Raw genomic sequence first — 25,494 nt, forward strand, 5'->3', positions numbered from 1 at the left:
GCACGCCATAGCCGCTTGTCTGTAACCTAATGAGCATAGTACTTTATTCCTAATTATAGGCTTTGCTATTCCTGTGTCAACCGGAACGCTGAGGCCCAGGCGCGGCGTGGTTTTCCATGATGCGGATTTGCTGCATCTGCTTTATACGCCTGTGCCTCGGTCGCACTGATTGATGGCCGCAGGTTATAATAGGTCCTGAGAAAGCAGGCTGTCTTGTTATTTTGGTGGTGAACAACCGGAGAGGTTGAGCTGCCGTTTTCGGAGGAATAAATGGTGGAAGAATTAGCGTCAACGGCCGTACTGCCCCATCTGCACACAGGCTGGTTAGGCCACGCCTACCATTATTACCCCACTATTTCCTCCACCAATGACGTGCTCAAAGAAATGGTGCGGCAAGGCAGCGACCAATGGCCGCCCGCGGGCACGGTATTGGTGGCCGATTATCAAAGCGCTGGCCGTGGCCGCTTGGACCGCCGCTGGGAGGCGTCGCCAGGCACTTCGTTGATGATGTCGCTGTTGTTTCGCCCTGATTGGCCGGGGCAGCAGCTTTTGTGGCTGACGATGATGGCCAGCCTGGCAGTCCTGGAAGCGGCAGAAACGGCCGTTGGCATTCACGCTGCGCCGATGGGCGTGAAATGGCCCAATGACCTGATGATCTGGCAGGAAGGCGTGTGGCGGAAATGGGGCGGACTGCTGCTGGAAGGCAGTGTGGCAGAAAACGGCCGTCTACAAACCGTCGTCATGGGCCTGGGCCTCAACGTGAACATGACCACCAGCCAGCTTCCCCAGGGCATCACCCCCACCGCCAGCCTGTCGCTGGCGGCCGGCCGGCCGGTGTCCCGGTTGGCCTTGCTGGTAGATATTCTAACCCGGCTGGAAGGGTATTATGCGGCGGCAGAGGACGGCCGTTCCCCCCAGCCGCAGTGGCAGGCGCGTCTGATTACCCTGGGGCAGATGGTCACTGTCAGCCGACCCGGCCAGCCGCTGTTGGCCGGCCAGGCCGTAGGCGTGGATGAATGGGGTCAGTTATTGGTGCAGAGCGCCGACGGCCGTCAGCACACCATCGCAGCTGGCGATGTTTCCTTGCGCGGCTGAGGAACGGCCGTAATCAGGCAAGTGCCATAAGCGGTGTCAGTCCCTAAAGTGTTGGCGAACCCCTTGGGGTTCAACACAAAACACCGCCATACGCCTGCGCCATAGTCGAGTCTACCATTGACATTTATGAGTATGTCGGGTAGCCTTTCGGAGTGGATTTGTTGCCCAATTGATACCAGGAGATGAACCATGAGCAATGATTTTAGTCGCTTCAGCGACGATTCTTTTGATGAAACACCCGACTGGCTGTTGGATGATGACGCGACGCCATTGGAATCAGCAACCGACGACTTTGAGACCGGCGGCGATGACGAGTTCGATCAACTCCGTCGCAAAAGTACGCGCACCGGCTCCATGCAAGACGAGATGGAAGCCGCCGAACGCACAACGGCGACAAGTTCTGGCGGCTCTTTTGCCTGGAGCAAGTTTACCCCCGGCCAACGTCTGGTTTTGGCCTTGTTAATACTCTTAAACATCATTGCCGTCGCTTTCGGCGTGATGGTGGTGGCCGGTATCATTTAAGCTGCCGCCTATTGGCGGCTGCTAAACCTGTAAGAATCTAACCGCGAAGAGTGTGACGGGCACAGAGAGATGTCCATCAATCTCTGCATCCTCCACACCTTCGCGGTTTGTTGTTCTCCCTATGGATAACCTGATGACCAATGCTGCTCTGGAGCAAACCAATAAACAATCCAAACGTCTTACCCTGACCGATAAACTCCTCAATCGTTTGGGGCAGGTCATTGATGAAACCGATGAACAGGCGGCTGCGGCGCGGGTGGCGAAGATGCAGGTGGCCCATCCCAATGAACCGGTGGCAAAGCTGGCCGACCGCCTGATCGCCAGCAAGTCTCGGGAAACGGCCGTTATCGGGGCCACCACTTCAGCCGCAGCCATTATTCCCGGCGTGGGCACGTTTGCCGGGCTGGCGCTGGGCGTGGCCGCTGACTTTGGGGTTACTTTTAAGCTGCAAGCGGAATTGGTGCTGGAAATTGCCACTTTATACGGCCGTGTCCTTTCCCCCAGCGAAAAACGGCGGGCCGTTTTGTTGGTGACTGGCCTCAGCGCCGGGACCACCACCCTGGCCCACCGCGCCGGCAACCACATCTCGCGCCGGGTCGCGGCGCGCGCCGGTTCCAAATATGTCACCGGGGCGCTGCCGGTGGCCGGGGTGGTCGCCTCGGCGTCTACCAATGCCGTGATGACTTATATCATCGGCCAGCGGGCGCGGGCTTATTTTAGCCTGGGGCCGGAAGCGATGGACGACTGGCGGCTGACGGCTCAGGCTCTAACCGGCCTGAACCGTGATGTATTGGTGAGCGGCGGGAAGAAGATAAAAGCGGCCGGCGGCACGGCCGTAGCTGGTGTTAAGAAAGCCGGTTCCTCGCTCATCCACCGCCGTAAGCAAACTCGACCCGAATTAGAGGAAATCATCCCCGTTTTTGACGCGCCCTGAGCGGAACTATCGCCAATCGCCTGGTATCCGTATTCGGTAATCCGTATTCCGTGGGGCGATACTTCTGGCAAATGCCAACGGAAAATGGGATACGGGCTTTGGTTTACGGCTGCTAACCTCGTCGCCAGACGAACAATGCCGCCAGAAAGCGGAATGCGCCAGAGACAAACAGCGTCGTTACCAGCCCAATTCGCGCGGCCAGCAGCGGGCCGCCCAGCGAGCCTAACAGCACGGCCGCGTTCAGCGCCAGGTTATACCAGGCCAGGTAAGCGGGGCGACGGTCTTCGGGAATACGTTCCAGCAGGTAATTGGCCTGCGAACCAGACACCAATCCCCAGGTAATGCCGCCAACGGCCGAAACAATAAGGAAGAGAGTCAGGTCGCGGGTGACGGCCGTTAACACCGGATACATACTCATCCCCAACACGCCAATCACCAACATCGCCCGGTTGCTCAGTCGCCGCGCTAACCGGCTGAGCTGCATCGAAGTGAGCAGCACGGTCCCGTAAAAAACGGCGTTCCCCAACCCGATGTCCTGGTCGGAAAGGTTCAGGTGGTTCACCCAGAACAGCGGCAGCAGCGAGATGGGCAGGTACTGCGCCAGGTGAAAGAAGAACATCGCCAACAACACCAGGCGAAAGGCCTGGTCTACGCTGCGCAGTTGCAGCCCTTTGTCGGGGTGACGGTTCAGTAAAAAGCGCCAATCGCCAACGGCCGTGCGCATTCCTCCCAACCAGACCCGCACTGCGCCAGGCCGGGCCAGGTCGCCGACACTTTCGCCATGTCGGGGAGTGTAGGTGGCTTCATGTAACGGCCGTACATACCACAAATGCACGCTGCTCATGGCTGCCCCCAACGCGCCAATGGCAAACACCACCTGATAGCCAATTGGAAAAGGCAGCACTTGCAGCAGCCAACCACACAGCAGTGACACAGCAATAAAGGTCACCGCCAGCAGCGCGTTGCGAATGCCGGTAACGTGGCTGCGCCACTCCACGGGCACAGCCGCGGCGAACAGGGCGTTAAAACCAACCGACAGCGCTGTGCCGGGAATGCTCATCAAAAAGACCAGCACAATCAGGGCTGTAACCTGTGCCTGGGGCAGCAAAAAGAAGGGTAAAAACACCCACACCGCGTAAAACAGGCGATACCCCACCGAGGTCCAAAACACCTTGCGGCTGATGGCTCCCCCTTTTTGCAGCCAACTGCCCATCGGCAGCGTCACCATCAGGCTGACGACGGCCGGCGCGGCGCTGAGCAAGCCAATCTGCCAGCCGGTCGCGCCGAGGCGTGTGGCGTACACCGCCATAAAAGAGATGGCGCTGGCGTTTAGCACGCCAAACCAGGCGATGTCCATGTATAGATGAAAAAAGTTACGGCGATGTTCGGCCGGAATCACGGCCGTTCGTCGGGTGAATGTTGTTGTTGCCATGCGAAACCCTCACATCAAAGTGTTTGTTTATACAAAATCCCCTATTATCCCCGCGTTCCGACGATTGGCGAAGGAAATCAAGCGACTTAAGTCCTACTGCTGCTATGCGATTGGCAGATGTTTGAGGGGGTAGCTGCGGCTGGCAGCCCAGACACGTTTTCGATAATTCGTTTAGATTGGACCAACCTTCTGAGATCTGTCCAATCTTCCGTATGTTATTTAATTTTCATTCCTTCATGGGCTGTCAGGCCAGGTGAATGGGGGGTGTACGGCCGTTTCCCAATTCCCACGTCAGCCTATCTGCCCGCAAGACAAGTTCACGCACCGGGCCATTGGGCATCATGATTAAGATGTGGCGGCCTGTGGCGTCCGCCCATTGGCGGCCTTGTTCCACCGCCTGCCAGTGGCCGTCTAGCTCAATGCGCCGCACCTGGATACGGCCGTCGGCGGCAAAAGTACAATCAACGCCAATTGAACTCATGGTTCCTCCGTCAGTCCTTCACCTCGTCATCCCCTTCGCCCCACAGCGCCGCCAGCTTGCGGTACTTCACCCATTCATAGTAAGCCATGTACAGGCTGAGGCGCAACCCATGACGGCCGTCGCCATACCCTCTCAGGCTGACAAAACGCCACCAGAACTGCCGCCACGGTTGCAGCACGTAATTGTGTGGTTTGGGGCGCACGCCGTGTTGCCGCAAGATAGAGGCGTCGTAATCGGTATAAGCGCGCTGTTTGGCGCGAAAATGGGCCACGTCGCGGTAGTTATAATGGATGAGTGGGTTCTGCAGGTGGCCGATGGCCCCGTCCACCAGCGCCAGTTCATGCACGGGGCGTTCGTAATGGACACGGCCGTGCTGGAACAGGCGCAGTTGGTAATCCGGGAACCAGCCCGCGCCCAACGTCAATTTGCCAAAGAGATAATTGTGGCGCGGCACATACCAACCCATTTCTGGCCGCTGCGCCACCACCTGGCGGATTTCGGCCGCCAGTTCTGGCGTGCCACGTTCGTCGGCGTCTACAAAAAAAACCCAGTCGGTCTGCAGATGGGCCAGGGCGGCATTGCGCTGCTGGGCGTAATTTTCAAAGCTGTTTTGCGCTGTTTCGGCGCCGCCCGCCCGCGCCAGCGCCAGGGTATCATCCTGGCTGAAGGAGTCGAAGACCAGCACCCGGTCGGCCCAGGCCAGGCTGGCGATGCAGGCCTGTATGTGGGCTGCTTCGTTATAGGTAAGGATAACGGCCGTTATTTCGATCATGGGAACATCTGGCAAAGAGGCTGGGGATTTAGCCGCCGTCGGGCTGGCTGACGGCCGTGCGTGGGGCGGCGTCTTGAGTCCAGGCGTTGATGATTTCTTCATAAGCGCGTAACAAATCGGGGTCGTTGGTTTTGGCGGCTTTGCGGCGCATGGCTATCTGCACCAATTTTGTCGCCAAGACCTGCCGCACACGGCCGTGATGTCTGCGGTACAACTGCGCCCGGCTGGTCCATAGATTAATGACCGACTGGGTGGGCGCCTGTTTGGTGCTTTCGCCGCCATAATGGACGATTTCGGCGGCGGGCACGGCGTAAATATCCCAACCACCTTCACGAATGCGCCAGCTCCAATCAATTTCCTCACAATACATGTGGTAGCTTTCGTCGAAGCCGCCGGTGGCGCTGGCAACGCTGGCCCGCACCAGCATCGAAGCGCCCAGCGGATGGTCTATGGCAAAGGGTTTGTGGTCGGGGCGGAAGAGTTGGCGGCTGTAACGGCCGTTTAACCGGCTGTCGTACAATCGCGGCGGCATCACAAACAGGTCGAAGATGAGTTGAGTGATGCCGGGGAAGTAAAAGGCGCTGTGCTGGAAACGGCCGTCGCGATAGACCAGCCGCGCCCCCGCCATGCCGGCGTTCGGCCGTTCATCCAGGCATTCAACCAGATGCTTCAGCGCGCCCGGCCGCAGTGTTGTGTCTGGATTCAGCAAAAAGTAATAACGCGGCTCCAATTTGGCGGCAGCGGCTATCCCCTGGTTATTGGCCGCGCCAAAACCGGGATTATGACTGTTGGCAATGAGATGCACATGCGGGAAAAGACTGCGCAGCAGTTCCACCGTACCGTCGGTGGAATCGTTGTCCACCACCCAGATTTGCGCCCGTAACCGGGTGCGCAAAATCTCCTTATGCACAGAGCGTAAGCAGTCCGCCAGGTAATCGCGCACATTCCAGCTAACGATGATAACCGCTACATCTAACATGGTTTATTCTTCGGTCAGCGCTCCGGCGGCGAGAATGTCGCGTAGCGGAGCATAGAGCGCGTCTGTGGCCGGCTCCAGGCCGCGCCAATCGTAAAAATCGCTGGCGCACACCGATGTGGCGCACGCCTCGGACAGGGCAAACGTTTGTAATTCAGCGACCACCTGCCGTGCCAGCGCCAGTGGGAAATCGCGGCCAAAGGCCACCGTTTCGTTGGGAATTTGTGGGCTGAGGGCGACGATGCGCGTTTGGGTGTAAATTTCCGGCTGGATGTCGAAAATACCGGCGCGGGCGTCGCGCAGACGATAGCCGCCAAATTCCGGCTCGCCAATGACCAACACATAGCCAATGGGGCTGCGCTCTGGGGCGATGCCCAACTGCCGCCATATTTCAGGGCTGTCTACGCCATACTGCCACAGCCGATCTTCATAAGGCATGATGGGCGGCGTGTAGGAGCCGACGGCAAAATCCACATCGCCGTTAAACACGGCCAGCATGGCGCTGTTGTCACCAGGCAGTTCGATGATTTCGGCGGCGGCCACGCTGGCGCTGCGCAGCATGGTTTCGATGGCTTTGGCGTTGGGGATGCTGGCTGCGTCGGGCACTGCGCCCCGTTTGCCGGCCAGGTCGGCCAGGGTAAGAATGCCGCTGTCGCGCCGGGTGACGATCATGCCCGCCTGCCAGCTCAGGCCGTCGGCGTGGACGGCGACGCTGCCGGGCTGCGCAGCGCATTGGGCGCTGGCCTGGGCCATCCCCAACGGCGACAACACGCCGATGGTGTCGGCCGGGGCGGCGCACATCAGGTCTATGAGGGCCGCTTCGCTGTCGGCAACGCCGACAACAAACTGCTGCCCGGTGGCCTGGGCCAGGGCGTCGGCCAAACCTTGCCCGCGCGTCATGATGACGGCCGCGCTGCTGATGGGCGAGAATAAAATTTGCACCGGTCGTTCGCTTGTACCGAGGGGGGCTTTGGTGATTTCGACGGGGATTTCTTGCACAAGTTCGGTGACGATTTCGGTCGTGATCAGGCGGGTAACTTCGATTTGGACGGGAGCGGGGGTGGCGACGGCCGTTGGGCCACTGCTTGCCGGGTTGTTTTCTACCAGGCGCGTTACCTCAACTTCCAACACCTGTGGCTGGCACGCAGACAACAAAATAAGCAGCCCCCAGGCCACAATTAGCCAAACCTTTGCCATGAACCTGTTTTCCCAATCCTCTCAAGTGCGGGTCAGCGCTACATGATCGCGTGAACGTTGTTAGTTTACCGTGACGGCCGTTCCCCTGCCACCGATGCTAACCTGCTGCTTAGATCGAGAAAAGCAGTCGCTGGTTCAGACCGCGCCGGGTGGTTTGGCTAGTACTCGCAAGCGGTAATCGGTTATCGGTAGGGTGCTATCTCTGGAAAATGTCATCGGATAACGGGATACGGACTTCGGTCTACGGCTGCTGCGGTTTCATGGGGATTTCGCGGGGTTCGCAGATAGGCATATTGGCGGCGTCGGGGATGTCTACCAAAATGGCTTGCGGGTTTACGCGGTTGTTGAATTGGGTGATGGCGACATCTTCGTGGATGAGGCCGGCCCACACGGGCTGCGGGTTGCGGTTGCCAAACACATCCACCACGCGGATGCCACCGGTGACGATGGCCCGCGCGCCGGGCATGAGGTAGGTATAATCGCCGATTTGCTGCAAATCGGCCGGCCCGCCGACGGCCCAGCGGAAGGGGTAGTTGCTCAGTTCGTTCTCGAAGCCGATGGCCGCGCGCCAGGCGCCGGATTCGGTGTGCCAACCCAGGGTGTTGTAGTTCCAATCGGAGTCGTAGACGGTTCCTGGTTCGGGACCGGTGGTACGGATGGGGGTTGTGCCGTAGTTTTCGATGGTCATGGTGAAGTAGAGGGTATCGCAGATGGCAACGGCCGTTGCGCTAAAACTCAGCGTATTCCCAGTCGGCGGGGCAAAGATGTCGGCGCGGGGCACGCCGCCGTAGGCGATGCTTAGTTCGTTCTCCACCCGAATCTTCTGCCCTTCGGCGTCTTCGGCGATGGCGATGATGGGGTAGGTTCCATCGGCCGGCGGCGTTTCGCTGTTGTCCACGCCGCCTTCGTAATCATAGATGTGGCGGCCGGGCATTCCGGCGGGGATGGCGCGTTCTAGTTCGGCGATGGGCAGTTCACGGCCGTCTGGCAGCTGCAAGAAGACGCGCACGGTGGCCTCTTTGGTCTGGTAAAACTGCACCTGGATGCGATCGTCTATGCCATCACGGTTGGGGGTGAAGGTGGCGCGGTCCAGCGAGAAGTCGCGCAGTTCGGGCAGGGTGGCGTCGGCGTCGGCGATGGTGAGCTGGCCCTGTTGGGTTTCGGTACGGCCGTTCTCATCGGTAGCTTCAACCGTCCAGGTGTAGGTTCCGTTTTGCAGCAGGCGGGCCAGGACCTGGCCGGTAATTGTCTCGCCCGGCAGTGTGTAGCCATCTACCACGCCGCTGAACAGGACCTCATAATCGCCCGCGCCCCGAATTTTATCCTGACGAAAATAAAATCGGTCGCCGCTGGCATTTTCCAGATAAATGGACACGGCCGCATTGCCGGCCAATTGATAGCGGATGCGGGTAGCGTCGGTATCGCCGTCGGCGTTGGGAGTGATGGTGTCGTGCTGCACAGACACGTTGCGCAGCAGGCTGCTGTCGCCATTGAGCAGCCGCCAGCCGATGGCCACGGCGGCCAAAACGATGAGCAGGGCAACGAGGCCCACAATAACCGGTGTGTTTTTCTTCTGTTGCATAGTGGCGCAAGTGTACCAAAGCCGCCAGCGCCGGGCGAGTGGCGAACTCCCGACGAAACGCCTATGGCTTTGTGGTATGATGTGCCAAGAAATGAAAACAAAGTTAATTGAAGGAGTTTGATAATGGTGAAAAGTAATGCGAACACCGTAGAAGCTAACGCCGGCCGGGAGCCAGCGGCCCCGGCGGGGGCCCGGGGCCCAGGCGCCGCCCCCGGCCCGCAAGGGGCGAAGGGCGCGGAGCCAAACCTAAAGGAGGCGCTACGCCACAGGGGCTTTGGCTGAACTGCCTGAAGGACAGCGCCAGGTGGTAACGGCCGTGCGCGACCTGATCCGCCGTAATTTGCCCGATGGCTATGCTGAGTCCATGAACTGGGGCATGATCAGCTACGAAATTCCCTTGGCCGACTACCCCAAAACCTACAACAAACAGCCATTGACATACATCAGTCTGGCGGCGCAGAAAAACCACTACGCGCTGTACCTGATGGGTCTCTATCAAGACCAATTGCAAACCGAATGGCTGAAAGAAGCGTATGAACAGATGGGCAAGAAATTAGATATGGGCAAATCTTGCGTGCGGTTTCGCAAGTTGGAGGATTTGCCGCTGGATTTGATTGCCCAGGTGGTTGCCAGCATGCCCCCGGCCGATTTCATCGCCCAGTATGAAATGAGTCGTGGGCTGTAAGTCGCAAATCGCCGGATGCCCGCACAAATCGGAGTTGTTAACAGATTTGTAGGGCAACCCTTGTGGTTGCCCCTACAAGTCTTGGGCAAATTTACAGAGCGTCCTTCTAATTTCCATATACTGCCAGCAGCACTTGGGGCGTGATGAAGGCTTCGACGTAGGCAGCCAGCAGCAGCAGGGGCAGTACCAGGCCAATAAAGATGCGCGCAAATTCGGCGGATGTCGCAATAAAGGCTTCGCTGAGGGTGCGGTTTGGCGGTGGGGCGATGACGGTGATGTGCCAGCGCAGGGCAGCGGCAGCGGCCAGCAAGATGGCCGGCAGTTCAACAATGGCGTGCGGTAGAATGGAGGCGGCCACGAACAGCAGGGCATTTTCACCGGCCAGGAAGATTTGCCCGGCGGCAAAACCGACGATGACCCAGGGCAGTATAAAGACCAGGATGCCCAGGATGCCAAAGGTGAAGGTTCCCAATAGAGCCAGCAGCAGCAGCACGCGCACGTTCTGTATAAAAATTGCCAGCGGCAGCCCTTTGGCGACAATTTGTAGTTGTTCCAGATTGGCGGCAATCCCGCCGCCGCTGATCTGACCTAACATGTCGGGCGGCAGGCGATAGGTGAAGGCCAGGGCGACGCCCATGCCCGCTGCGCCGAACAAAGCCAGAACCAGGGCGCCGATGGGGCGGGCTAACTGTGGAACAATGGCGAAGGTTTGCCGATACCAGAGGAAGGGGGTGGGGTAACGGCCGTTATTCAGCCGCCGTCCACTCAGCATCGCCCAAAACTCGCCGGCAATCCAGCCCAGGCGAAACTCGTCCAGGTCGCGGCCCATCAGCTCTTCACGGCGGAACAGGTGGAGACCCATGCGTACCAGGACAACGGCCGTAATCATCAGCGCCAATATCAGCCACCATAAGCCCACATGGTTGCCCCAAAACAGCGACGCCGCTTCGGCCTGAATCAGCAGCGCCATCGGCACGATGATAAAGCTGGCTAACAAATTAGCCGCTCGCACACTGGTTGTCTGGCTGGAAATGACCACGGCCGCCGCCACCATAATCACGCCCTGCACGGTGGTCAGCATCACTGTCTGGCCCAACAACTGCGCCGATGGCGTCCACCCCAGGCTGAAGTACAGGCCCACCAGGTAGACGGTCATGCCCAGGTAGGCCGCCAGGAGCGGCGGAACCAGCACGGCGACCATTTTGCCCAGGTAAAGCTGCGTATCGGTCAGCGGCGTGGCCAGCAGCGGTTCCAGGCTTTTGCGCTCTTTTTCACCCACAAAGGTCTCCAGGGCGATGATCAACGAAAAGGACATTGGGAAAAACCCCACCACCAGCAGCAAAAACGGGATTAACTGGGTGGCGATGATTTCCGCCCCATAGTTGGAGACAAAAGACATCATGCGGCCGGCGGCAAAATTCATCAACGCCGGAAAAAATACCGTCAGCAGAATAATCGGCGTCATTATGCGCCAATCGCGGAAAGAGTCTTTGATTTCACGGCGGGCCACCACGGCGGCCATGCGCCAATCTTGTTGTTTCAGGGGAATTGTTTTGAGGGTTATCTGAGCCATAGAAACCTTGGGGGTGCTGCCAGTTAGGTAATGGGAGGACCCCGGACCCTGCGCTCCCAGGGTTTTCATTCGTGGTGGTGGGTAACCCACTCATGAAGTCTCTCTTGAAAATAGAGCTGTCAAATCTTTAAGATTTGACAACTCTAAACCCATGATGTCTCTTGTCACTATCAACCGGCGGCTGTTTCATCTGCCACGACGCGCAGGTAGACATCTTCCAGACTTTGGCTGACTTCTTGCAGGGCGACGACGCCCAGGCCCAATTCGCCCAGACGACGGACCAGGGCCGGGTTGGCCTGCTGCGGGTTGGGGGTGCGGTAACGAATGGTGTGGTCGCTCATTGACTCCACCACCACCAGGCTGTCTAGTTCTTTGACCTGGCCATTGAGGCGTTGGTCCACGCGCACTTCCAATTGGGGATGCCCCAGCAGCGCCAGCTTCAGTTCCACTGGGCTGCCCTGAGCGACGATGCTGCCTTTTTTGATGATGGCGATATGGTCGGCCAGACTTTCGGCTTCAGCCAGGTTGTGGGTGCAGAGGATGATGGTGCGTTGGTCGTCGCGCATTTCTTTGATGGTGTCGCGCACCAGTTTGGCGCTGTGCGGGTCCATGGCCGAAGTTGGCTCGTCTAGCAGCAGCACGGTCGGTTGGTGCAGCATGGCGCGAATCAGGCCAACTTTTTGGCGCATCCCTTTGGAATATTGCCCCAGGCGGCGCTGGTGGGCGTCGGCCATGCCAAAGCGCTCGAAAAGCTCCAGGCCGCGCTGCCGGATGGCGCTGTCGGCCATGCCATAGAGACGGCCGTAAAACAGCAGATATTCCAGCCCCGTCATGCGCAGGTACAGGCCCGGCTGCTCTGTCAACACGCCGATGGATTGACGCACCTGGGGGGCGTTTGTGACCACATCGTGGCCGTTGATGGTGGCGCGGCCGGTGGTGGGGCGCAGGATGGAGCTTAACATGCGCACGGTGGTGGTTTTGCCGGCCCCGTTTGGCCCCAATAACGCCAGCAGTTTGCCCGCGCCGACGTTGAGATCGAGCTGGCGAACGGCCGTAAAATTATCGAACGTCTTACCGAGGTTTTCGGCAATGATCATAGCTACTCTCCTGCGTTGCCCTCTTGCTGACTAAAACACCGCCCGCTGGCTGGTTGTGACAACTCTAATAAACCTGTCGGGTTGCGTGCATTGTATTAGGGTAATGCCTTCCCAACCCATTGACAATAGGAACTCAGGCGCGGCGGTAGCGGCGGATGGCAATCCAGGCGGCCATGCCCACGGCGATGAGCATGGAGACAAAGGTGGCAATTGCCATATCTAGCTGCACAAAACCGAGGTTGACCATGCGGCTGTCCAGGCGGATGAGTTCCAACAAGCTGCGGCCGATGGCATAGAAGATGAAATAAAGGGCCATGACTTCACCAGACAACAGACGCTTGTCGTAGCGGCGAATGAGTGTGTAAAGGACAAAGAAGGTGAGCAGGCTCCACAGGGATTCGTAGAGGAAGGCGGGGTGGAAACGGCCGTAATCGCTGTACGCCGGCAGCCGGTATATGGGTTCTATATAGACAGCCCAGGGTAAATTGGTGGGACGGCCGTATAATTCCTGGTTAAAAAAGTTGCCCCAACGCCCAAACACCTGCCCCAGCGCCAGCCCCACCACGGCCAGGTCGGCCCAACCGAGCAAAGGAATACGCGCCCGACGGGCATAAATCGCCAGGCCAACGAAGCCACCTAGAATGCCCCCGTAAATGCCCAGCCCGCCGTTGCGCAAATTGATCATCTGGTAGGGGTTGCGGAAATAATCCATTGGCGAGTTGATGCCGAAGGCAGACATGCTGGGGGATGGGGTCAGCACATGGTACAAACGCGCCCCAATGACGGCTAAAATCAGACTCCAGATCAGGCCGCTCCATACGTGTTCCGGGTTCCAAATGCGCCAGGGAGCGTCCACCAGCCACATTTTCTGAATGTCCTTTTGTGCTTCCAGGCGAGCCTGCACTTGTTCGATACCAGCCGCGTTTAGGCCGCTGTTACGCGGCTGAAAGCCCCACGCCAGCAGTAAGCCGCCCCAGGTGGTAATTTTGTTTTTGGCAAGGACCTGGTTGACTTCGTCGGGCAGGGACAGGTCGGCCAGGGACCGGGTTTGCATGGCTGGGGGGACGTGCTGCTGCATAACGGCCGTGCCCCGGCGCAGCGCCAACTGCGAGACCACGTAAGCGCCTAAGGCAATGCCCCCGACAATGCAAATGCCGTACCAATACACATCGAACCCGCCGCCCAATGAGATGGCTGTGCGGTTGGGGTAACGGCCGTTGCCAGATGATAGCCATATACCACCGCCAGCAGCGCCAGCAAGAAGCCGATCACATACCAATACGCTTCCAGGCTGCCCATCTTGCGCCAGACAGGCAAATGTTCGTTGGCTGATTGACTTCTGGTCATGGCGCGTTACCCCCTTCCTTTTGCGCGCCGTAAAACTGATACCACACATGGTACATCCGCTGCCCCAATGTCACATAAGTCAACACCGCCAACGCGCCCACGGCCACGCCAGGATAGCCAATAATCAAGAAGAACAGCATCAGTACATACCGTTCCACCCGGCTCATCATACCCACCTTGGCCGACAATTTCAGTGATTCGGCCTTAGACCGGGTGTAACTGACCATCAGCGAACCAGTAATTGCCACGTAAGACAGGCCCAGCATGGTCACATCCCCAGCTTGCAGGTAGTAATAAATAAAGCCGCCAAACAGAATAATCTCAGCCAGCCGGTCCAGCGTAGAATCCAAAAACGCGCCAAACCCCCCTTGCTTGCGTCCCAGTTTACGCGCTAATGCGCCATCCAGAGCATCCAACGGCGCCAAAAAAATCATGGCGATGCCTGCCCAGCGCATCTGCCCAATGGCGATCAGGTACGCCAGGAAGAAATGGGACAACATGCCTAACACCGTCAGCGTATCCGGCGAAAAGTGGTATCTGGCCAGAAAAGTCACGATGGGGTCAATGATGCCGACTGTTTTAACCCGTAATCTGTCGGTCAGCGTTGGTTTTTCTAGCGTTTTTTGCAAATCTTCTTGTTTCATACATCCTCGTGGCAAGTGGTTGCTCAGGGTTCGTAAAAAGGTAACTTTCCTGCAAATCTGAGAGGTTAACGAAACCTGCCAGGACTTGTTGGTTGGCCTGGTAAGTATAGCGCGTATTACCCGGCAGCAGAAAGCGATGCTACCGAATCACCCAGGCACTGTCAAGAAAGCTCATTCACTCCTTTATTTTTCCGGTAGATTCAGGCGAGGATCCGCATGGGCTGCGCCTGACCAGATGACTTTCGTCATCAGCAATCATGCAATCTGTCACTGTCTGGTAGTGCGCTCACCGACATACAATAAGCCCGAAACACGGCCGTAAGCGGCCTTATAAATAACCACAGACTGCTGGACCCAATGAAAATTCAGCCCACGTACCAATCAAATGAATCCGTAAAAAGGAAATACAGCCAATGTCTTGTCGCCCAATTTTGGGCGCGCGCCTGACATGTTTTTGTGAAGGAGAACCGGTATGACAAAACAAATGACCACGCTGGATGGCAATGAAGCTGCGGCTTATGTTGCCCACAAGGTAAACGAAGTGATCGCTATCTACCCCATCACCCCCTCTTCGGCGATGGGCGAGTTTGCCGACCAATGGTCGGCTGAGGGCCAGACCAACCTCTGGGGCGCCGTTCCCATGGTGGTGGAAATGCAGTCGGAAGGCGGCGCGGCTGGCGCGGTGCATGGTGCATTGCAGACTGGCGCGTTAACCACCACCTTTACCGCCTCGCAGGGGCTGCTGCTGATGATCCCCAATATGTACAAAATTGCCGGTGAGCTAACGTCCACAGTGTTTCACATTGCGGCGCGTTCTCTGGCGGCGCAAGGGCTGTCTATTTTTGGCGATCACGCCGATGTGATGGCTGCCCGTAATACTGGCTGGGCTTTGTTGTCATCTAATTCAGTCCAAGAAGCCCACGACTTTGCCCTCATTGCTTCGGCGGCCACGCTGGAAGCGCGTATCCCGTTCTTACACTTCTTTGACGGTTTCCGCACGTCGCACGAGCTGAATAAAATTGAGCTGTTAGAAGAAGAAGTGATGCGGGCGATGATTGATGATGAACTGGTGCGCGCCCATCGGGAACGAGGTCTCACGCCAGACCAGCCGGTGCTGCGCGGCACAGCGCAAAACCCAGACGTGTACTTCCAGGCGCGGGAAAGCGCCAATCCGTTTTATCTGGTGGCGCCGGGCATCGTGCAGAAGGCGATGGATAAATTTGCGGCGCTGACCGGCCGGCAGTACCAATTGTTTGAGTATGCCGGCGCGCCCGATGCCGAACGGGTCATTGTGATCATGGGTTCTGGCGCGGAGACGGTGCAAGAAACGGCCGCCTACCTGGCGGCGAAAGGCGAAAAAGTGGGCGTCGTGAAAGTGCGCCTGTATCGGCCGTTTGATATTGCCGCGTTTGTGAAGGTGCTGCCGTCCACCGTAAAAACCATTGCTGTGTTAGACCGCACCAAAGAGCCAGGCTCAACTGGTGAACCGATGTATCTGGATGTGGTAACGGCCGTTGCCGAAGCCTTAGCCACCGGCGAAGCCCCCTTCACTACCTTCCCGCGCATCATTGGCGGCCGATACGGCCTCTCCTCCAAAGAATTTACCCCCGGCATGGTTAAAGCCGTCTACGACGAGCTGACCCAGCCCAAACCCAAGAACAGCTTCACCATTGGCATCAACGACGACGTCACCCACACCAGCCTGGAATGGGACAAAGAATTCGACATCGAAGCCGACGACGTGGTGCGCGCCGTATTCTATGGCCTCGGTTCCGACGGCACCGTGGGCGCCAACAAAAACTCCATCAAAATCATCGGCGAAGACACCGACAACTACGCCCAGGGCTACTTTGTCTACGATTCCAAAAAAGCGGGTTCCGTCACCGTATCCCACCTGCGCTTTGGTCCGCGCCCCATCAACGCCGCCTACCTGGTGCAGACGGCCAGCTTTGTCGCCTGCCACCAATTCAGCTTCCTGGAACGGTACGACGTGCTGCGGCTGGCGAAAACCGGCGCCGTCTTTCTGCTCAACAGCCCTTATGGTCCTGACGAAGTTTGGGACCAACTGCCCCGCTCTATGCAGGAAATCATCATCCAAAAGCGCATCAAGTTTTACGTGGTAGATGCCTACAGTGTCGCCAAAGACGTGGGCATGGGCAACCGCATTAACACCATCATGCAAACCTGCTTCTTTGCCATCAGCGGCGTGCTGCCCACCGACGAAGCCATCGCGGCCATCAAATACGCCATCAAAAAGACCTACAGCAAGCGGGGCGATGTGGTGGTGCAGGCAAATTACAACGCCGTAGACAGCGCCCTGGCCCAAATGCACCTGGTCCGCGTGCCGGCCGAAGCCAGCAGCACCTTCGAGCGTGCGCCGATGGTTCCCGACTATGCGCCGGAATTCATCCAATCAGTAACCGCCCGCATTATTGAAGGTCTGGGCGATGACCTGCCCGTCAGCGCCATGCCCGTGGACGGAACGTACCCCACCGGCACGACGAAATGGGAGAAACGCAACATCGCCACCGAAATCCCGGTATGGGACTCGGAAATTTGTATCCAGTGCGGTAAATGCTCGCTGGTCTGCCCGCACGGCGTTATCCGCATGAAGATTTATGACACAGAACTGCTGGCGGATGCGCCAGCAACCTTTAAATCTTCACCGGCGCGTTTCAAAGAATTTAAGGATCAGATGTTCACCTTGCAAGTGGCCCCGGAAGATTGTACCGGCTGCACGCTGTGCGTGGAGGTCTGCCCGGTCAAGAACAAACAGCAGCCGAAGTTCAAAGCCATCAACATGGCCCCGCAAATTCCGCTGCGCGACGCGGAACGGGAAAACTGGGACTTTTTCCTCAATCTGCCGGAAGTAGACCGCACCAGCATCCCGCTGAATCAGGTGAAATATTCGCAGTTGTTGGAGCCGTTGTTTGAGTTTTCTGGCGCGTGCGCCGGTTGTGGCGAGACGCCTTACCTGAAGCTGCTGAGCCAACTCTTCGGCGACCGGGCGATGATTGCCAACGCCACCGGCTGCTCTTCTATCTATGGTGGCAACCTGCCCACAACACCCTGGGCAAAAAATGATGACGGCCGTGGCCCTGCCTGGTCCAACTCCTTGTTTGAAGACAATGCCGAGTTTGGCTTTGGGATGCGCGTCGCGCTGGATCAACGCATTGAAGGGGCTACCTTTATCCTGCGCAATTTGCGGGAAGTGGTTGGCGCCGAACTGGCCGATTCCATCCTGTTTGCCGAACAAACCGACGAGGCAGAGATCAATGCCCAGCGGACGCGGGTGGTGGATTTGAAGAAACGCCTGGAAGCGTTGTTGGCGGAGTTGGAAGCCGGCAGCGTTCGCAGCCAATTGGAAAACCTGCGCAGCATGGCCGACGTTTTTGTGCGCAAGAGCGTCTGGATTGTGGGCGGCGATGGTTGGGCCTACGACATTGACTATGGTGGGTTAGACCATGTGCTGGCGTCTGGCCGCAACGTCAACGTCCTGGTCATGGACACCGAGGTGTATTCCAATACCGGTGGACAGATGTCTAAAGCAACCCCACGCGGGGCGGTGGCCAAGTTTGCCGCCGCCGGTAAGCCAATGGCTAAGAAAGACATGGGGCTGTTGGCGATGACCTACGGCAGCATCTACGTGGCCCGCATCGCCATGGGGGCCAACGACGCGCAAACCATCCGCGCTTTCCTGGAAGCGGAAGCGTATGATGGACCCTCGCTGATTTTGGCCTACAGCCACTGCGTGGCCCATGGTTACGATCTGAAGTATGGTCTGGAGCAGCAAAAAGCGGCCGTGGACACCGCTTACTGGCCGCTGTATCGCTTTAATCCAGACCTGGTGATGGAAGGCAAGAATCCGTTGAGCCTGGATTCGCGTGAACCGAAGATGTCTTTGGACAAATATATCTACCGTGAAGGGCGGTATAAGATGTTAACCCAAAGCCACCCGGAGCGGGCGGCAAAGCTGCTTGAACTGGCCCAGGGGGACGTCGAAGCGCGTTGGGAACAATACACGCAGTTGGCGAAAGGCTCTGGCAGCAACGGCAAAGAGTAGCTAACCAGTGACCTGAAGATGATGACGCAGATTAATTTACAAAATCTGCGTCATCTTTGATTCATTTTACAGGAGACACGACATGGATCTGACCACGACCTATCTTGGCATGAAACTTAAAAACCCACTGGTTCCCTCATCTTCCCCGTTGATGCGCACCGTGGATAACTTGCGTTGGATGGAAGACGCCGGCGCAGCGGCCGTTGTGCTGCATTCGCTGTTTGAAGAGCAAATTAATATCGAAAGCCACACCTTGAATCATTACCTGACGCAAGGTGTGGAAAGTTTTGCCGAAGCTCTGTCTTATTTCCCGGAGGCCCAGGATTACAGAACCGGCCCGCAGGAATATCTGGAACACATTCAAAAAGCCAAATCGGCTTTGGAAATCCCGGTGATTGCCAGCCTGAACGGCGTTTCGACTGGGGGGTGGGTGACGTATGCTCGCCAGATTCAGGAAGCCGGGGCAGACGCTTTGGAATTGAATGTTTACTACATCCCCACGGATCCTCATCTGACAGGCAGTGAAGTGGAGCAGATTTATCTGGATGTACTCAAAGACGTGAAATCGGCCGTTACCATTCCGGTGACGATGAAGTTGAATCCGTATTTTAGCGCCATGGCCAATATGGCCCACCGGTTGGCCGATGGCGGGGCGGATGGGCTGGTGTTGTTTAACCGTTTTTACCAGCCGGACCTGGACCTGGAGACGTTGGAAGTTGTGCCGAATCTGAAGCTGAGTACGTCTACAGAACTGCGCCTGCCGCTGCGCTGGGTGGCTATTTTGTACGGCCGTATCAATACCAGTCTTGCCCTCACCACCGGCATCCACACCGTCACCGATGTGTTGAAGGCTGTCGCCGCCGGCGCCGACATCACCATGATGGCCTCGGAACTGCTGCGCAACGGCATCAATCGCCTCAAAGTGTTGTCGCTGGGTCTGGAAGAGTGGCTCGTCGAAAACGAATACGAGTCGCTGGCGCAGTTGAAAGGCAGCATGAGCCAGATTAACTGCCCGGAACCGGCCGCGTTTGAACGGGCCAACTATATGAAAGTTCTGAGTTCTTACGCGCCAGACTATCCCTGGCGTATGGAAATCCCCACCGGCGATTAAAAAACGCGCCTGAACGAGATGTCATAGACTCAGACCCGAAGGGTTCCCCAAAAAACCCTTCGGGTCTTTTGCATCTGGGGTCTGTTTGCCATTCTCAATTCAGTCGCGGTACACTATCAGTTAATCACAACGGAGCGCGGACATCCTGTCCGCCATAAGCGGGCAAGACGCCCGTGCTGTCAAATCAGGCGCGGCGCGGCTTCCGCTGGGCGGCGCTTTGACCAGAACGAAAACTCCTTATGAATGAACAACGATTTGTAATGAATGAGACGCCGCAGATTGTGGTGGCGCATTGTGATGGCGATGTGGTGGTGAAAAGCTGGCGAGAAACGGCCGTTTCCGTTCAGGGTCCTGCTGTTACGGTGGAGCAAGCCACGGCAAATGAACTGCGGCTAACGGCCGTTGGCGATTTGTACCTGGCTGTGCCGCAAAACGCCCGCCTGACGTTCGGGCGCGTGGGCGGCAGCCTGTCCATCAAACACGTCAGTGGTGGGGTCAGCGTAGACGAGGTGCTGGGCAATGTCACCCTGCGCAACGTGGACGCCGTGGCCATCACACGCGCCGCCCAGGCGGTGCAGGGTGACAATATCAACGGCGCCCTGCTTCTTCAAGAAGTAGGTGGCTTCGTGGCTTTGCGCAGCGCCAGCGGGGTGCAAATCCACCAGGCGTCAGGCAATGTGACGCTGCAATTTGTCAACGGCCACGTCCGCCTGAGCCGCGTGGCCGGCACTGTAGACATCCGCACCGTCAACGGCGACATCCATATAGAAACAGTGCAAGGCGATGTGGTATTGGCGAATGTGGGGCGGCAGGTGCAGGTAACGGCCGTCACCCAATCTATCTGGCTGGTGGGCGGGCTGGCGAACGGGTCGCACCGCCTGGCCGCCGAAGCCAACGTGTACGTTTACTGGCCGGCCGACGCGCCGCTGAACCTGACGGCGCGCGGCGCAGCGGTTGACCACCGGCTGCCGTTGGCAAAAGCCGTTCAAACAACAGAAAACGATCAGACAACGCTCACCGGACACATCGAAGAGGGTCAGGTGGATCTGTATGTCCAAGCCGGGCAGCGTGTCGCTCTCAGACCTCTGGGCGCGGAACCGCCCCGCTTCTCGCCGGAGGAGTTCGCCGTGCCGATCATGCCTGATGATGCACTGACGCAAAAAGTGAGAACGGCCGTGCGCGCTGCCCTCGCCGGTTCTGCCGATTCTGCCGCTCTGGAAGACAGGTTGGTCACGGCGTTGACGGCAGCCCTGGCAGGCCAGGAACCGGCGGAATCGGCTCCTGCGCCAGTGACCGTTCTCCCAACCGAACCCCAGACTCCCAACCAGGCAGAAAACCGCACCCCAATTCTACAACTGGTGCGCGACGGCCTCATCAGCGTGGAGCAGGCCATTTTGCTGCTGGATGCCTTACCATAAACCGATGACCAAAGTAAAAATTTGCGGCATCACGAACCTGGAAGACGCCCTGGCGTCGGCCGACGCCGGCGCGGATTACCTGGGGTTTATCTTCTACCCGCCCAGCAAACGGGCTGTAGATGTGAATACAGTGGAGAGGATAACGGCCGTTCTCCGCGGCCGTGACCGCTGCCCTTATCTGGTAGGTGTGTTTGTCAACGAAACCGGCACGCGCATGGCCCAAATTTTAGCCGACTGCCGTCTGGACTTCGCCCAGCTCAGCGGCGAAGAAGTGCCTTCGCTCATCGGCGAAGCCTCATCTCCTCTCTTTGGCCGGGCCTACAAGGCGCTGCGCCCCGCTACCCTCACTGAAGCGGAGGTGGAAGCGGAGTGGTTTTTGCCACCACCTGATAGGAAAGAAGGCCAAAGACAAAAGGCAAAAGAGGCGCGTCCCAGTTTACTCATCGACACCTATCACCCCACGCTGCGTGGTGGTACCGGGGAGACCGGCGACTGGGCGTTGAGCGCCAGACTGGCGCAAGACATCCCCGGACTCATGCTGGCGGGCGGTCTCAGCGCCGCTAACGTGGCCGCCGCTGTGCGCCAGGTGCGCCCCTTTGCCGTTGATACTGCCAGCGGCGTGGAGGCCGCGCCCGGTAAAAAAGACCATGCTCTAGTGCGCGCCTTTATTCAAAACGCCAATTTGTAGCGTCTGCCTGGCAGCAGCCGAGCAATAATTTGCCGACGCGAATCTTATGTCGAGCATTTTGTCAAAAGCCCAATACAAACTGGGAATCTGTTTTGGACGGCCGTTATGGTGAAGGTGACGGTATGGTTCAGCTACAAACCACACCCCACTACAATCCCCGCTCCCCGCGAATATAGGGCAGCCCCAGCGCCGCCGGTGCGCCCAACCGCTTGCGCGCCGCCTGCCGCGAGCCAATCACCAGCGCCAGAATCGTCAAAATATACGGCGTCATCTGCAAAAAGAAGCCAAAATTAGAATTAACATACAAGGGATTTTTCATCCCCAACAAAATAGCCGGTCCCTGTAAGTCCAGAATCCCGCGCCGCAGCGCCCCAAACAGATACGCGCCAAACGCCGCCCGTAGTGGGTTCCATTGGGCAAAAATCACCAACCCGACGGCGATCCAGCCCTGCCCGGATGTGGTTTGGGCGCTGTACCAGCCCGGCGATACCGACAAGCTGATGGTTGCTCCGGCCAGCCCTGCCAGGCAGCCGCCGATGAACACATACAGGTAGCGCAGGCCATAGACGCTGACGCCCATGGTATCGGCGGCGTCCGGTTTTTCGCCTACGGCGCGCAGGTGCAGCCCTGGGCGGGTGTGGAAGATGTAATACCAGGCCAGCGGCGCGAACAAATAACCGACGTATACCAACAAACTGTGGTTGGTAAAAAAGACCGGGCCGATAAAGGGAATGGCTTCCAGACCAGGGATGCTGAAGGAGGGGACCAACGGCGGGTTTTTGCCGGTCAGCCCTTCGCCCAATACCAGGGCCAGCCCTGTGCCCAGGAATGTCAGCGACAAACCGCTGACCACCTGATCCGCCTGGAAATGGATCGTCACCAGGCCATGCGCCAGGCTGAGGATGCCACCGGCAATGAGAGCCGCCAATAAACCCAGCCACACATTGCCTGTGGACAGCGACGTGCTAAATCCGGCCATGGCCCCCATAAGCATCATGCCTTCCACACCCAGATTCAACACCCCGGCGCGCTCGGAAAAAATTTCGCCAATGGCCGCAAACAGCAAAATTGTGCCGGTAGCCAGACCGGCGTGCAGGATAATTTCTAGATTCATGCGGTCTCTACCTCTACGGCCGTTGCGGGTTGCAGCCGAATAATGCGAATCTTATACCGTAGGAGAACATCGCTGCTGATGACCATGAAGAGGATAATGCCTTGCAGCAGTTGGGCCAACCCAGAGGGTTGAATTTCTCGCCCGGCCACGATGAGCGCGCCAAACAGAACAGCGACCAGCACCACGGCGAAGGGGTTGAGCTTGGCCAGCCAGGCGACGATGATGCCGGTGAAACCATACCCAGGCGAGATACGCTCTTGCAGGCGGTGGACCACGCCGCTAATTTCCGACATGCCGGCCAGCCCCGCCAGCGCCCCGGAAAACATCATCACCAAAATGACGTTGCGCACGATGTTGATGCCGGCGTAACGGGCCGCTTCTTTGTTGTCGCCGGTTAGCTTAATTTCGTAGCCCCAACGGCTGCGTTCCAGCACCCACCAGACCACCACGGTGGCTACCAGGGCAATGACCACCCCCAGGTGCAGGGTAATGCCGGAAAATGCCTTGTACTCGCGGGCGTAATCGGCCAGCCGGGGCAGCCAGGCCGATTTGGGGAAGGCCGGCGTCATCTGGAAACCGGCGTCGGACCATTTGTTAAAAATCCAGAAGTTGTTCCACAAAATGGCGATGTAGTTGAGCATCAGGGTAGTGATGATCTCGTTCACGCCAAATTTGCCTTTGAGAACGCCGGGGATAAAACCCCAGGCCGCGCCGCCGATCATGCCCATGATGATCATCAGGCCGATGATGACGATTTTGGGGCTGTCCAGCGGGACCATGGGAATGAGAACGACCAGGCTGGCAGCAAAAGCACCAATGTAGAACTGGCCTTCGGCGCCGATGTTCCACAGCTTCATTTTGAAGGCGACAGTGCAGGCCAGGCCGACCATAATCAATGGCGTGGCTTTGACCAGTGTGTCTGAGAAGGCGGCCCAACTGGCGAAGGTGGCGTCGAAGAAAAACCGCCCCACGCGCATGGGGTCGCCGCCGATGAGTTTGAGGATGATGCCGCTGATGATAAAGGCGATCACCACCGAGCCGACGGAGGTGGCCGCTGGCAGCCATTTGGGCACGTCGTCCATGCGTTTTTCGAACAAGACGGTGAATGGCAGTGTCATGCTTCTACCCTCCCGGTGACGGCCGTTGCCCGCTGTTTCTGTATTTCGGCCAGATGCGACCCGGTCATCATTAACCCCAACTCTTCGACATCGGCCTCCTCTGTGGGAACAATGCCCATGATTTCCCCTTCATAAATGACGGCGATGCGGTCACTCAGGGAGAGCAGTTCTTCCAATTCTTCAGAGACCAGCAAAACGGCCGTGCCTGCTTCCCGCTGCGCCAAGATGAGGGTCTGAATGGCCTCAATGGCTCCCACATCCAGGCCGCGCGTCGGCTGTACGGCCACCATCAGCAGCGGCTCGCCAGAGATTTCCCGCGCCAGAATCACCTTTTGCAGGTTGCCGCCGGAGAGTTTGCGGGCCATCGTTTCGACGCTGGGGGCCAGAATTTCATAAGCTCGTTTCAGTTTACGCGCGTTTTCGCGGGCGAAGTTGAAATCTACGCTCCAGCCTTTGGCCACCGGTTCTTCGCGGTACGCCTTCATGATGGTGTTGTCGGTGATGCTGAGGTTGGGGGCGCTGCCGACGTGGGTGCGGTCTTCGGGCACATGGGCCACGCCGCTGTGAATGGAGACAATGGGCGGCTGGTTGGCGACTTCTTTGCCATTGACGAGGATGCTGCCCTGGCACGACCGCATCCCGGTGATCACTTCGGCCAATTCGCTCTGGCCGTTGCCGGAAACGCCGGCAATGCCCAAAATTTCGCCCTGGTGCACTTCCAACGAGACGCCGCGCAGGGCGGGAACGCCCTTGTTATTTTCAGCGTGCACGTCTTGAACAGAAAGGACCACATCGCCGGGTTGTTGGGGGGTTTTGGCGACAGAAAAGACCACGTCGCGCCCGACCATCAGTTGGGCCAGGTCCCGTTTGGTCATGCCTTCGATGTCTACGCCTTCGGCGGTGACTTTGCCTTTGCGCAGGATGGTGACACGGTCGGCAACGGCCGTTACCTCGTGCAGCTTGTGGCTGATGAAGACGATAGACTTGCCCTGGGCCACCATCGCGCGCATCGTTTCGATGAGGTCGTCTATTTCTTGCGGCGCAAGAACGGCCGTTGGCTCGTCCATGATCAAAATATTCGCCCCCCGGTACAGCGTCTTCAAAATCTCCACCCGCTGCTGCTCGCCCACCGAAAGCTGCCAGATTTTGGCCGTTGGGTCCACGCGCAGCCCAAACTGCTCTTGCAGAGCCAGCACTTTCTGGTCGTATTGCTTCAACTTCATGAAGAAACGCGGCTCATCCAGACCCAATAGAATATTTTCGGTCACCGTTTGGGTGGGGACCAGCATAAAGTGCTGGTGGACCATGCCAATTCCTTTGGCGATGGCGTCTTTGGGCGAACTAAAACTGACCAATTCCCCGTTAATTTTGATGGTTCCCGATGTGGGTCGGTACAAACCGGCCAGGGCATTCATCAACGTGCTTTTACCCGCGCCATTTTCGCCCAACAGGGCATGGATTTCCCCCTGCCGCAGCGTAAAGTTGACGCGATCATTCGCCAGCACACCGGGAAACCGAATGACGACTTCGTGCATGTCAACAGCCAAGGGTGATTCAGACATGGGTACCTCGGTGGGAAAGCCAGTGTTCAGTGTTCAGTGTTCAGTAAACAGTATGACTGCCTACTGAACACTGGTTACTGATT

Annotated in this window: 22 protein-coding genes; 8 read left to right on the forward strand and 14 right to left on the reverse strand. The window is 58.0% G+C overall.

Going from position 1 to position 25,494, the window contains the following annotated elements:
* The first annotated feature begins 270 nt into the window (after nt 1–270).
* The 3 genes from IPM39_04925 (at nt 271) to IPM39_04935 (ending at nt 2,551) form a co-directional block, all read left to right on the forward strand.
* The gene (locus IPM39_04925; GenBank protein ID MBK8985414.1) at nt 271–1,095 is read left to right on the forward strand and encodes a biotin--[acetyl-CoA-carboxylase] ligase; all 825 of its coding nucleotides are present in this window, start codon (nt 271–273) and stop codon (nt 1,093–1,095) included.
* Nucleotides 1,096–1,284: 189 nt separating this feature from the next.
* Nucleotides 1,285–1,617 carry a hypothetical protein gene (locus IPM39_04930; GenBank protein ID MBK8985415.1) on the forward strand — a complete coding sequence of 111 codons (333 nt, stop codon included), beginning with the start codon at nt 1,285–1,287 and terminating at the stop codon, nt 1,615–1,617.
* Nucleotides 1,618–1,750: 133 nt separating this feature from the next.
* The gene (locus IPM39_04935) at nt 1,751–2,551 is read left to right on the forward strand and encodes a hypothetical protein (protein ID MBK8985416.1); all 801 of its coding nucleotides are present in this window, start codon (nt 1,751–1,753) and stop codon (nt 2,549–2,551) included.
* A 112-nt stretch (nt 2,552–2,663) separates the two neighbouring features.
* Here the strand turns inward: IPM39_04935 and IPM39_04940 are convergent, their stop codons facing one another.
* The 6 genes from IPM39_04940 to IPM39_04965 form a co-directional block, all read right to left on the reverse strand.
* Complete coding sequence (locus tag IPM39_04940) at nt 2,664–3,983, reverse strand: MFS transporter (GenBank protein MBK8985417.1); 1,320 nt, start codon at nt 3,981–3,983, stop codon at nt 2,664–2,666.
* Between the two features lie 244 nt (nt 3,984–4,227).
* Entirely contained in the window at nt 4,228–4,464 is a 237-nt protein-coding gene (locus IPM39_04945; GenBank protein ID MBK8985418.1) for a hypothetical protein, read from the reverse strand.
* A gap of 10 nt (nt 4,465–4,474) precedes the next feature.
* Complete coding sequence (locus IPM39_04950) at nt 4,475–5,236, reverse strand: glycosyltransferase family 2 protein (GenBank protein ID MBK8985419.1); 762 nt, start codon at nt 5,234–5,236, stop codon at nt 4,475–4,477.
* Between the two features lie 28 nt (nt 5,237–5,264).
* Entirely contained in the window at nt 5,265–6,215 is a 951-nt protein-coding gene (locus IPM39_04955) for a glycosyltransferase family 2 protein (protein ID MBK8985420.1), read from the reverse strand.
* 3 nt (nt 6,216–6,218) lie between these two features.
* Complete coding sequence (locus IPM39_04960) at nt 6,219–7,409, reverse strand: PhnD/SsuA/transferrin family substrate-binding protein (GenBank protein MBK8985421.1); 1,191 nt, start codon at nt 7,407–7,409, stop codon at nt 6,219–6,221.
* A 241-nt stretch (nt 7,410–7,650) separates the two neighbouring features.
* Nucleotides 7,651–8,991 (reverse strand): hypothetical protein, encoded by a 1,341-nt coding sequence (locus IPM39_04965; protein ID MBK8985422.1) that lies wholly within the window; start codon nt 8,989–8,991, stop codon nt 7,651–7,653.
* 274 nt (nt 8,992–9,265) lie between these two features.
* On the opposite strand from IPM39_04965, the gene IPM39_04970 reads away from it, so the two are divergent.
* The gene (locus tag IPM39_04970) at nt 9,266–9,676 is read left to right on the forward strand and encodes a DUF1801 domain-containing protein (GenBank protein ID MBK8985423.1); all 411 of its coding nucleotides are present in this window, start codon (nt 9,266–9,268) and stop codon (nt 9,674–9,676) included.
* A 106-nt stretch (nt 9,677–9,782) separates the two neighbouring features.
* Here the strand turns inward: IPM39_04970 and IPM39_04975 are convergent, their stop codons facing one another.
* From IPM39_04975 to IPM39_04995, 5 genes are all read right to left on the reverse strand, one after another.
* Nucleotides 9,783–11,249 carry a stage II sporulation protein M gene (locus tag IPM39_04975; protein MBK8985424.1) on the reverse strand — a complete coding sequence of 489 codons (1,467 nt, stop codon included), beginning with the start codon at nt 11,247–11,249 and terminating at the stop codon, nt 9,783–9,785.
* Between the two features lie 170 nt (nt 11,250–11,419).
* Nucleotides 11,420–12,346 (reverse strand): ABC transporter ATP-binding protein, encoded by a 927-nt coding sequence (locus IPM39_04980; protein ID MBK8985425.1) that lies wholly within the window; start codon nt 12,344–12,346, stop codon nt 11,420–11,422.
* Between the two features lie 133 nt (nt 12,347–12,479).
* A complete protein-coding gene (lgt, locus tag IPM39_04985) occupies nt 12,480–13,514 on the reverse strand; it encodes a prolipoprotein diacylglyceryl transferase (protein ID MBK8985426.1) in 1,035 nt (344 codons plus the stop codon).
* Nucleotides 13,472–13,693 carry a hypothetical protein gene (locus tag IPM39_04990; GenBank protein ID MBK8985427.1) on the reverse strand — a complete coding sequence of 74 codons (222 nt, stop codon included), beginning with the start codon at nt 13,691–13,693 and terminating at the stop codon, nt 13,472–13,474. Before IPM39_04990 ends, lgt begins: the two co-directional genes overlap by 43 nt.
* Entirely contained in the window at nt 13,690–14,337 is a 648-nt protein-coding gene (locus IPM39_04995) for a CDP-alcohol phosphatidyltransferase family protein (protein ID MBK8985428.1), read from the reverse strand. Before IPM39_04995 ends, IPM39_04990 begins: the two co-directional genes overlap by 4 nt.
* A gap of 472 nt (nt 14,338–14,809) precedes the next feature.
* Between IPM39_04995 and nifJ the strand changes: the two genes are divergently transcribed.
* The 4 genes from nifJ to IPM39_05015 all read left to right on the forward strand — a co-directional run bounded on the left by nifJ (nt 14,810) and on the right by IPM39_05015 (nt 21,617).
* Nucleotides 14,810–18,400, forward strand: coding sequence for a pyruvate:ferredoxin (flavodoxin) oxidoreductase (gene nifJ / locus IPM39_05000; protein ID MBK8985429.1), 3,591 nt, complete (start codon nt 14,810–14,812; stop codon nt 18,398–18,400).
* An 82-nt stretch (nt 18,401–18,482) separates the two neighbouring features.
* Nucleotides 18,483–19,511: a dihydroorotate dehydrogenase-like protein gene (locus IPM39_05005; GenBank protein ID MBK8985430.1), complete on the forward strand. Its 1,029-nt coding sequence runs from the start codon at nt 18,483–18,485 to the stop codon at nt 19,509–19,511.
* Between the two features lie 239 nt (nt 19,512–19,750).
* The gene (locus IPM39_05010) at nt 19,751–20,929 is read left to right on the forward strand and encodes a hypothetical protein (GenBank protein MBK8985431.1); all 1,179 of its coding nucleotides are present in this window, start codon (nt 19,751–19,753) and stop codon (nt 20,927–20,929) included.
* Nucleotides 20,930–20,933: 4 nt separating this feature from the next.
* A complete protein-coding gene (locus IPM39_05015) occupies nt 20,934–21,617 on the forward strand; it encodes a phosphoribosylanthranilate isomerase (protein MBK8985432.1) in 684 nt (227 codons plus the stop codon).
* 148 nt (nt 21,618–21,765) lie between these two features.
* On the opposite strand, the gene IPM39_05020 is transcribed toward IPM39_05015, so the two are convergent.
* The 3 genes from IPM39_05020 to IPM39_05030 are packed head-to-tail and all read right to left on the reverse strand — an operon-like array spanning nt 21,766 to nt 25,411.
* The gene (locus IPM39_05020; GenBank protein ID MBK8985433.1) at nt 21,766–22,731 is read right to left on the reverse strand and encodes an ABC transporter permease; all 966 of its coding nucleotides are present in this window, start codon (nt 22,729–22,731) and stop codon (nt 21,766–21,768) included.
* Entirely contained in the window at nt 22,728–23,849 is a 1,122-nt protein-coding gene (locus IPM39_05025; GenBank protein MBK8985434.1) for an ABC transporter permease, read from the reverse strand. The genes IPM39_05020 and IPM39_05025 overlap by 4 nt, the downstream gene beginning before the upstream one ends.
* On the reverse strand, nt 23,846–25,411 hold the full coding sequence (locus tag IPM39_05030; GenBank protein MBK8985435.1) for an ABC transporter ATP-binding protein: 1,566 nt from the start codon (nt 25,409–25,411) through the stop codon (nt 23,846–23,848). The genes IPM39_05025 and IPM39_05030 overlap by 4 nt, the downstream gene beginning before the upstream one ends.
* Nucleotides 25,412–25,494 lie beyond the last annotated feature (83 nt).

The sequence above is a fragment of the Candidatus Leptovillus gracilis genome, assembly GCA_016716065.1.
Classification (GTDB): domain Bacteria; phylum Chloroflexota; class Anaerolineae; order Promineifilales; family Promineifilaceae; genus Leptovillus; species Leptovillus gracilis.

Coding starts and splice junctions, on each gene's coding strand:
- IPM39_05010 (MBK8985431.1), top strand. CDS start 19,751: ATGAATGAACAACGATTTGTAATGAATGAGACGCCGCAGATTGTGGTG.
- IPM39_05005 (MBK8985430.1), top strand. CDS start 18,483: ATGGATCTGACCACGACCTATCTTGGCATGAAACTTAAAAACCCACTG.
- IPM39_04955 (MBK8985420.1), bottom strand. CDS start 6,215: ATGTTAGATGTAGCGGTTATCATCGTTAGCTGGAATGTGCGCGATTAC.
- IPM39_05030 (MBK8985435.1), bottom strand. CDS start 25,411: ATGTCTGAATCACCCTTGGCTGTTGACATGCACGAAGTCGTCATTCGG.
- IPM39_04990 (MBK8985427.1), bottom strand. CDS start 13,693: ATGACCAGAAGTCAATCAGCCAACGAACATTTGCCTGTCTGGCGCAAG.
- IPM39_04950 (MBK8985419.1), bottom strand. CDS start 5,236: ATGATCGAAATAACGGCCGTTATCCTTACCTATAACGAAGCAGCCCAC.
- nifJ (MBK8985429.1), top strand. CDS start 14,810: ATGACAAAACAAATGACCACGCTGGATGGCAATGAAGCTGCGGCTTAT.
- IPM39_04930 (MBK8985415.1), top strand. CDS start 1,285: ATGAGCAATGATTTTAGTCGCTTCAGCGACGATTCTTTTGATGAAACA.
- IPM39_04965 (MBK8985422.1), bottom strand. CDS start 8,991: ATGCAACAGAAGAAAAACACACCGGTTATTGTGGGCCTCGTTGCCCTG.
- IPM39_04935 (MBK8985416.1), top strand. CDS start 1,751: ATGACCAATGCTGCTCTGGAGCAAACCAATAAACAATCCAAACGTCTT.
- IPM39_04980 (MBK8985425.1), bottom strand. CDS start 12,346: ATGATCATTGCCGAAAACCTCGGTAAGACGTTCGATAATTTTACGGCC.
- IPM39_04945 (MBK8985418.1), bottom strand. CDS start 4,464: ATGAGTTCAATTGGCGTTGATTGTACTTTTGCCGCCGACGGCCGTATC.
- IPM39_04960 (MBK8985421.1), bottom strand. CDS start 7,409: ATGGCAAAGGTTTGGCTAATTGTGGCCTGGGGGCTGCTTATTTTGTTG.
- IPM39_04925 (MBK8985414.1), top strand. CDS start 271: ATGGTGGAAGAATTAGCGTCAACGGCCGTACTGCCCCATCTGCACACA.
- IPM39_05015 (MBK8985432.1), top strand. CDS start 20,934: ATGACCAAAGTAAAAATTTGCGGCATCACGAACCTGGAAGACGCCCTG.
- IPM39_05020 (MBK8985433.1), bottom strand. CDS start 22,731: ATGAATCTAGAAATTATCCTGCACGCCGGTCTGGCTACCGGCACAATT.
- IPM39_05025 (MBK8985434.1), bottom strand. CDS start 23,849: ATGACACTGCCATTCACCGTCTTGTTCGAAAAACGCATGGACGACGTG.
- IPM39_04940 (MBK8985417.1), bottom strand. CDS start 3,983: ATGGCAACAACAACATTCACCCGACGAACGGCCGTGATTCCGGCCGAA.
- IPM39_04975 (MBK8985424.1), bottom strand. CDS start 11,249: ATGGCTCAGATAACCCTCAAAACAATTCCCCTGAAACAACAAGATTGG.
- IPM39_04995 (MBK8985428.1), bottom strand. CDS start 14,337: ATGAAACAAGAAGATTTGCAAAAAACGCTAGAAAAACCAACGCTGACC.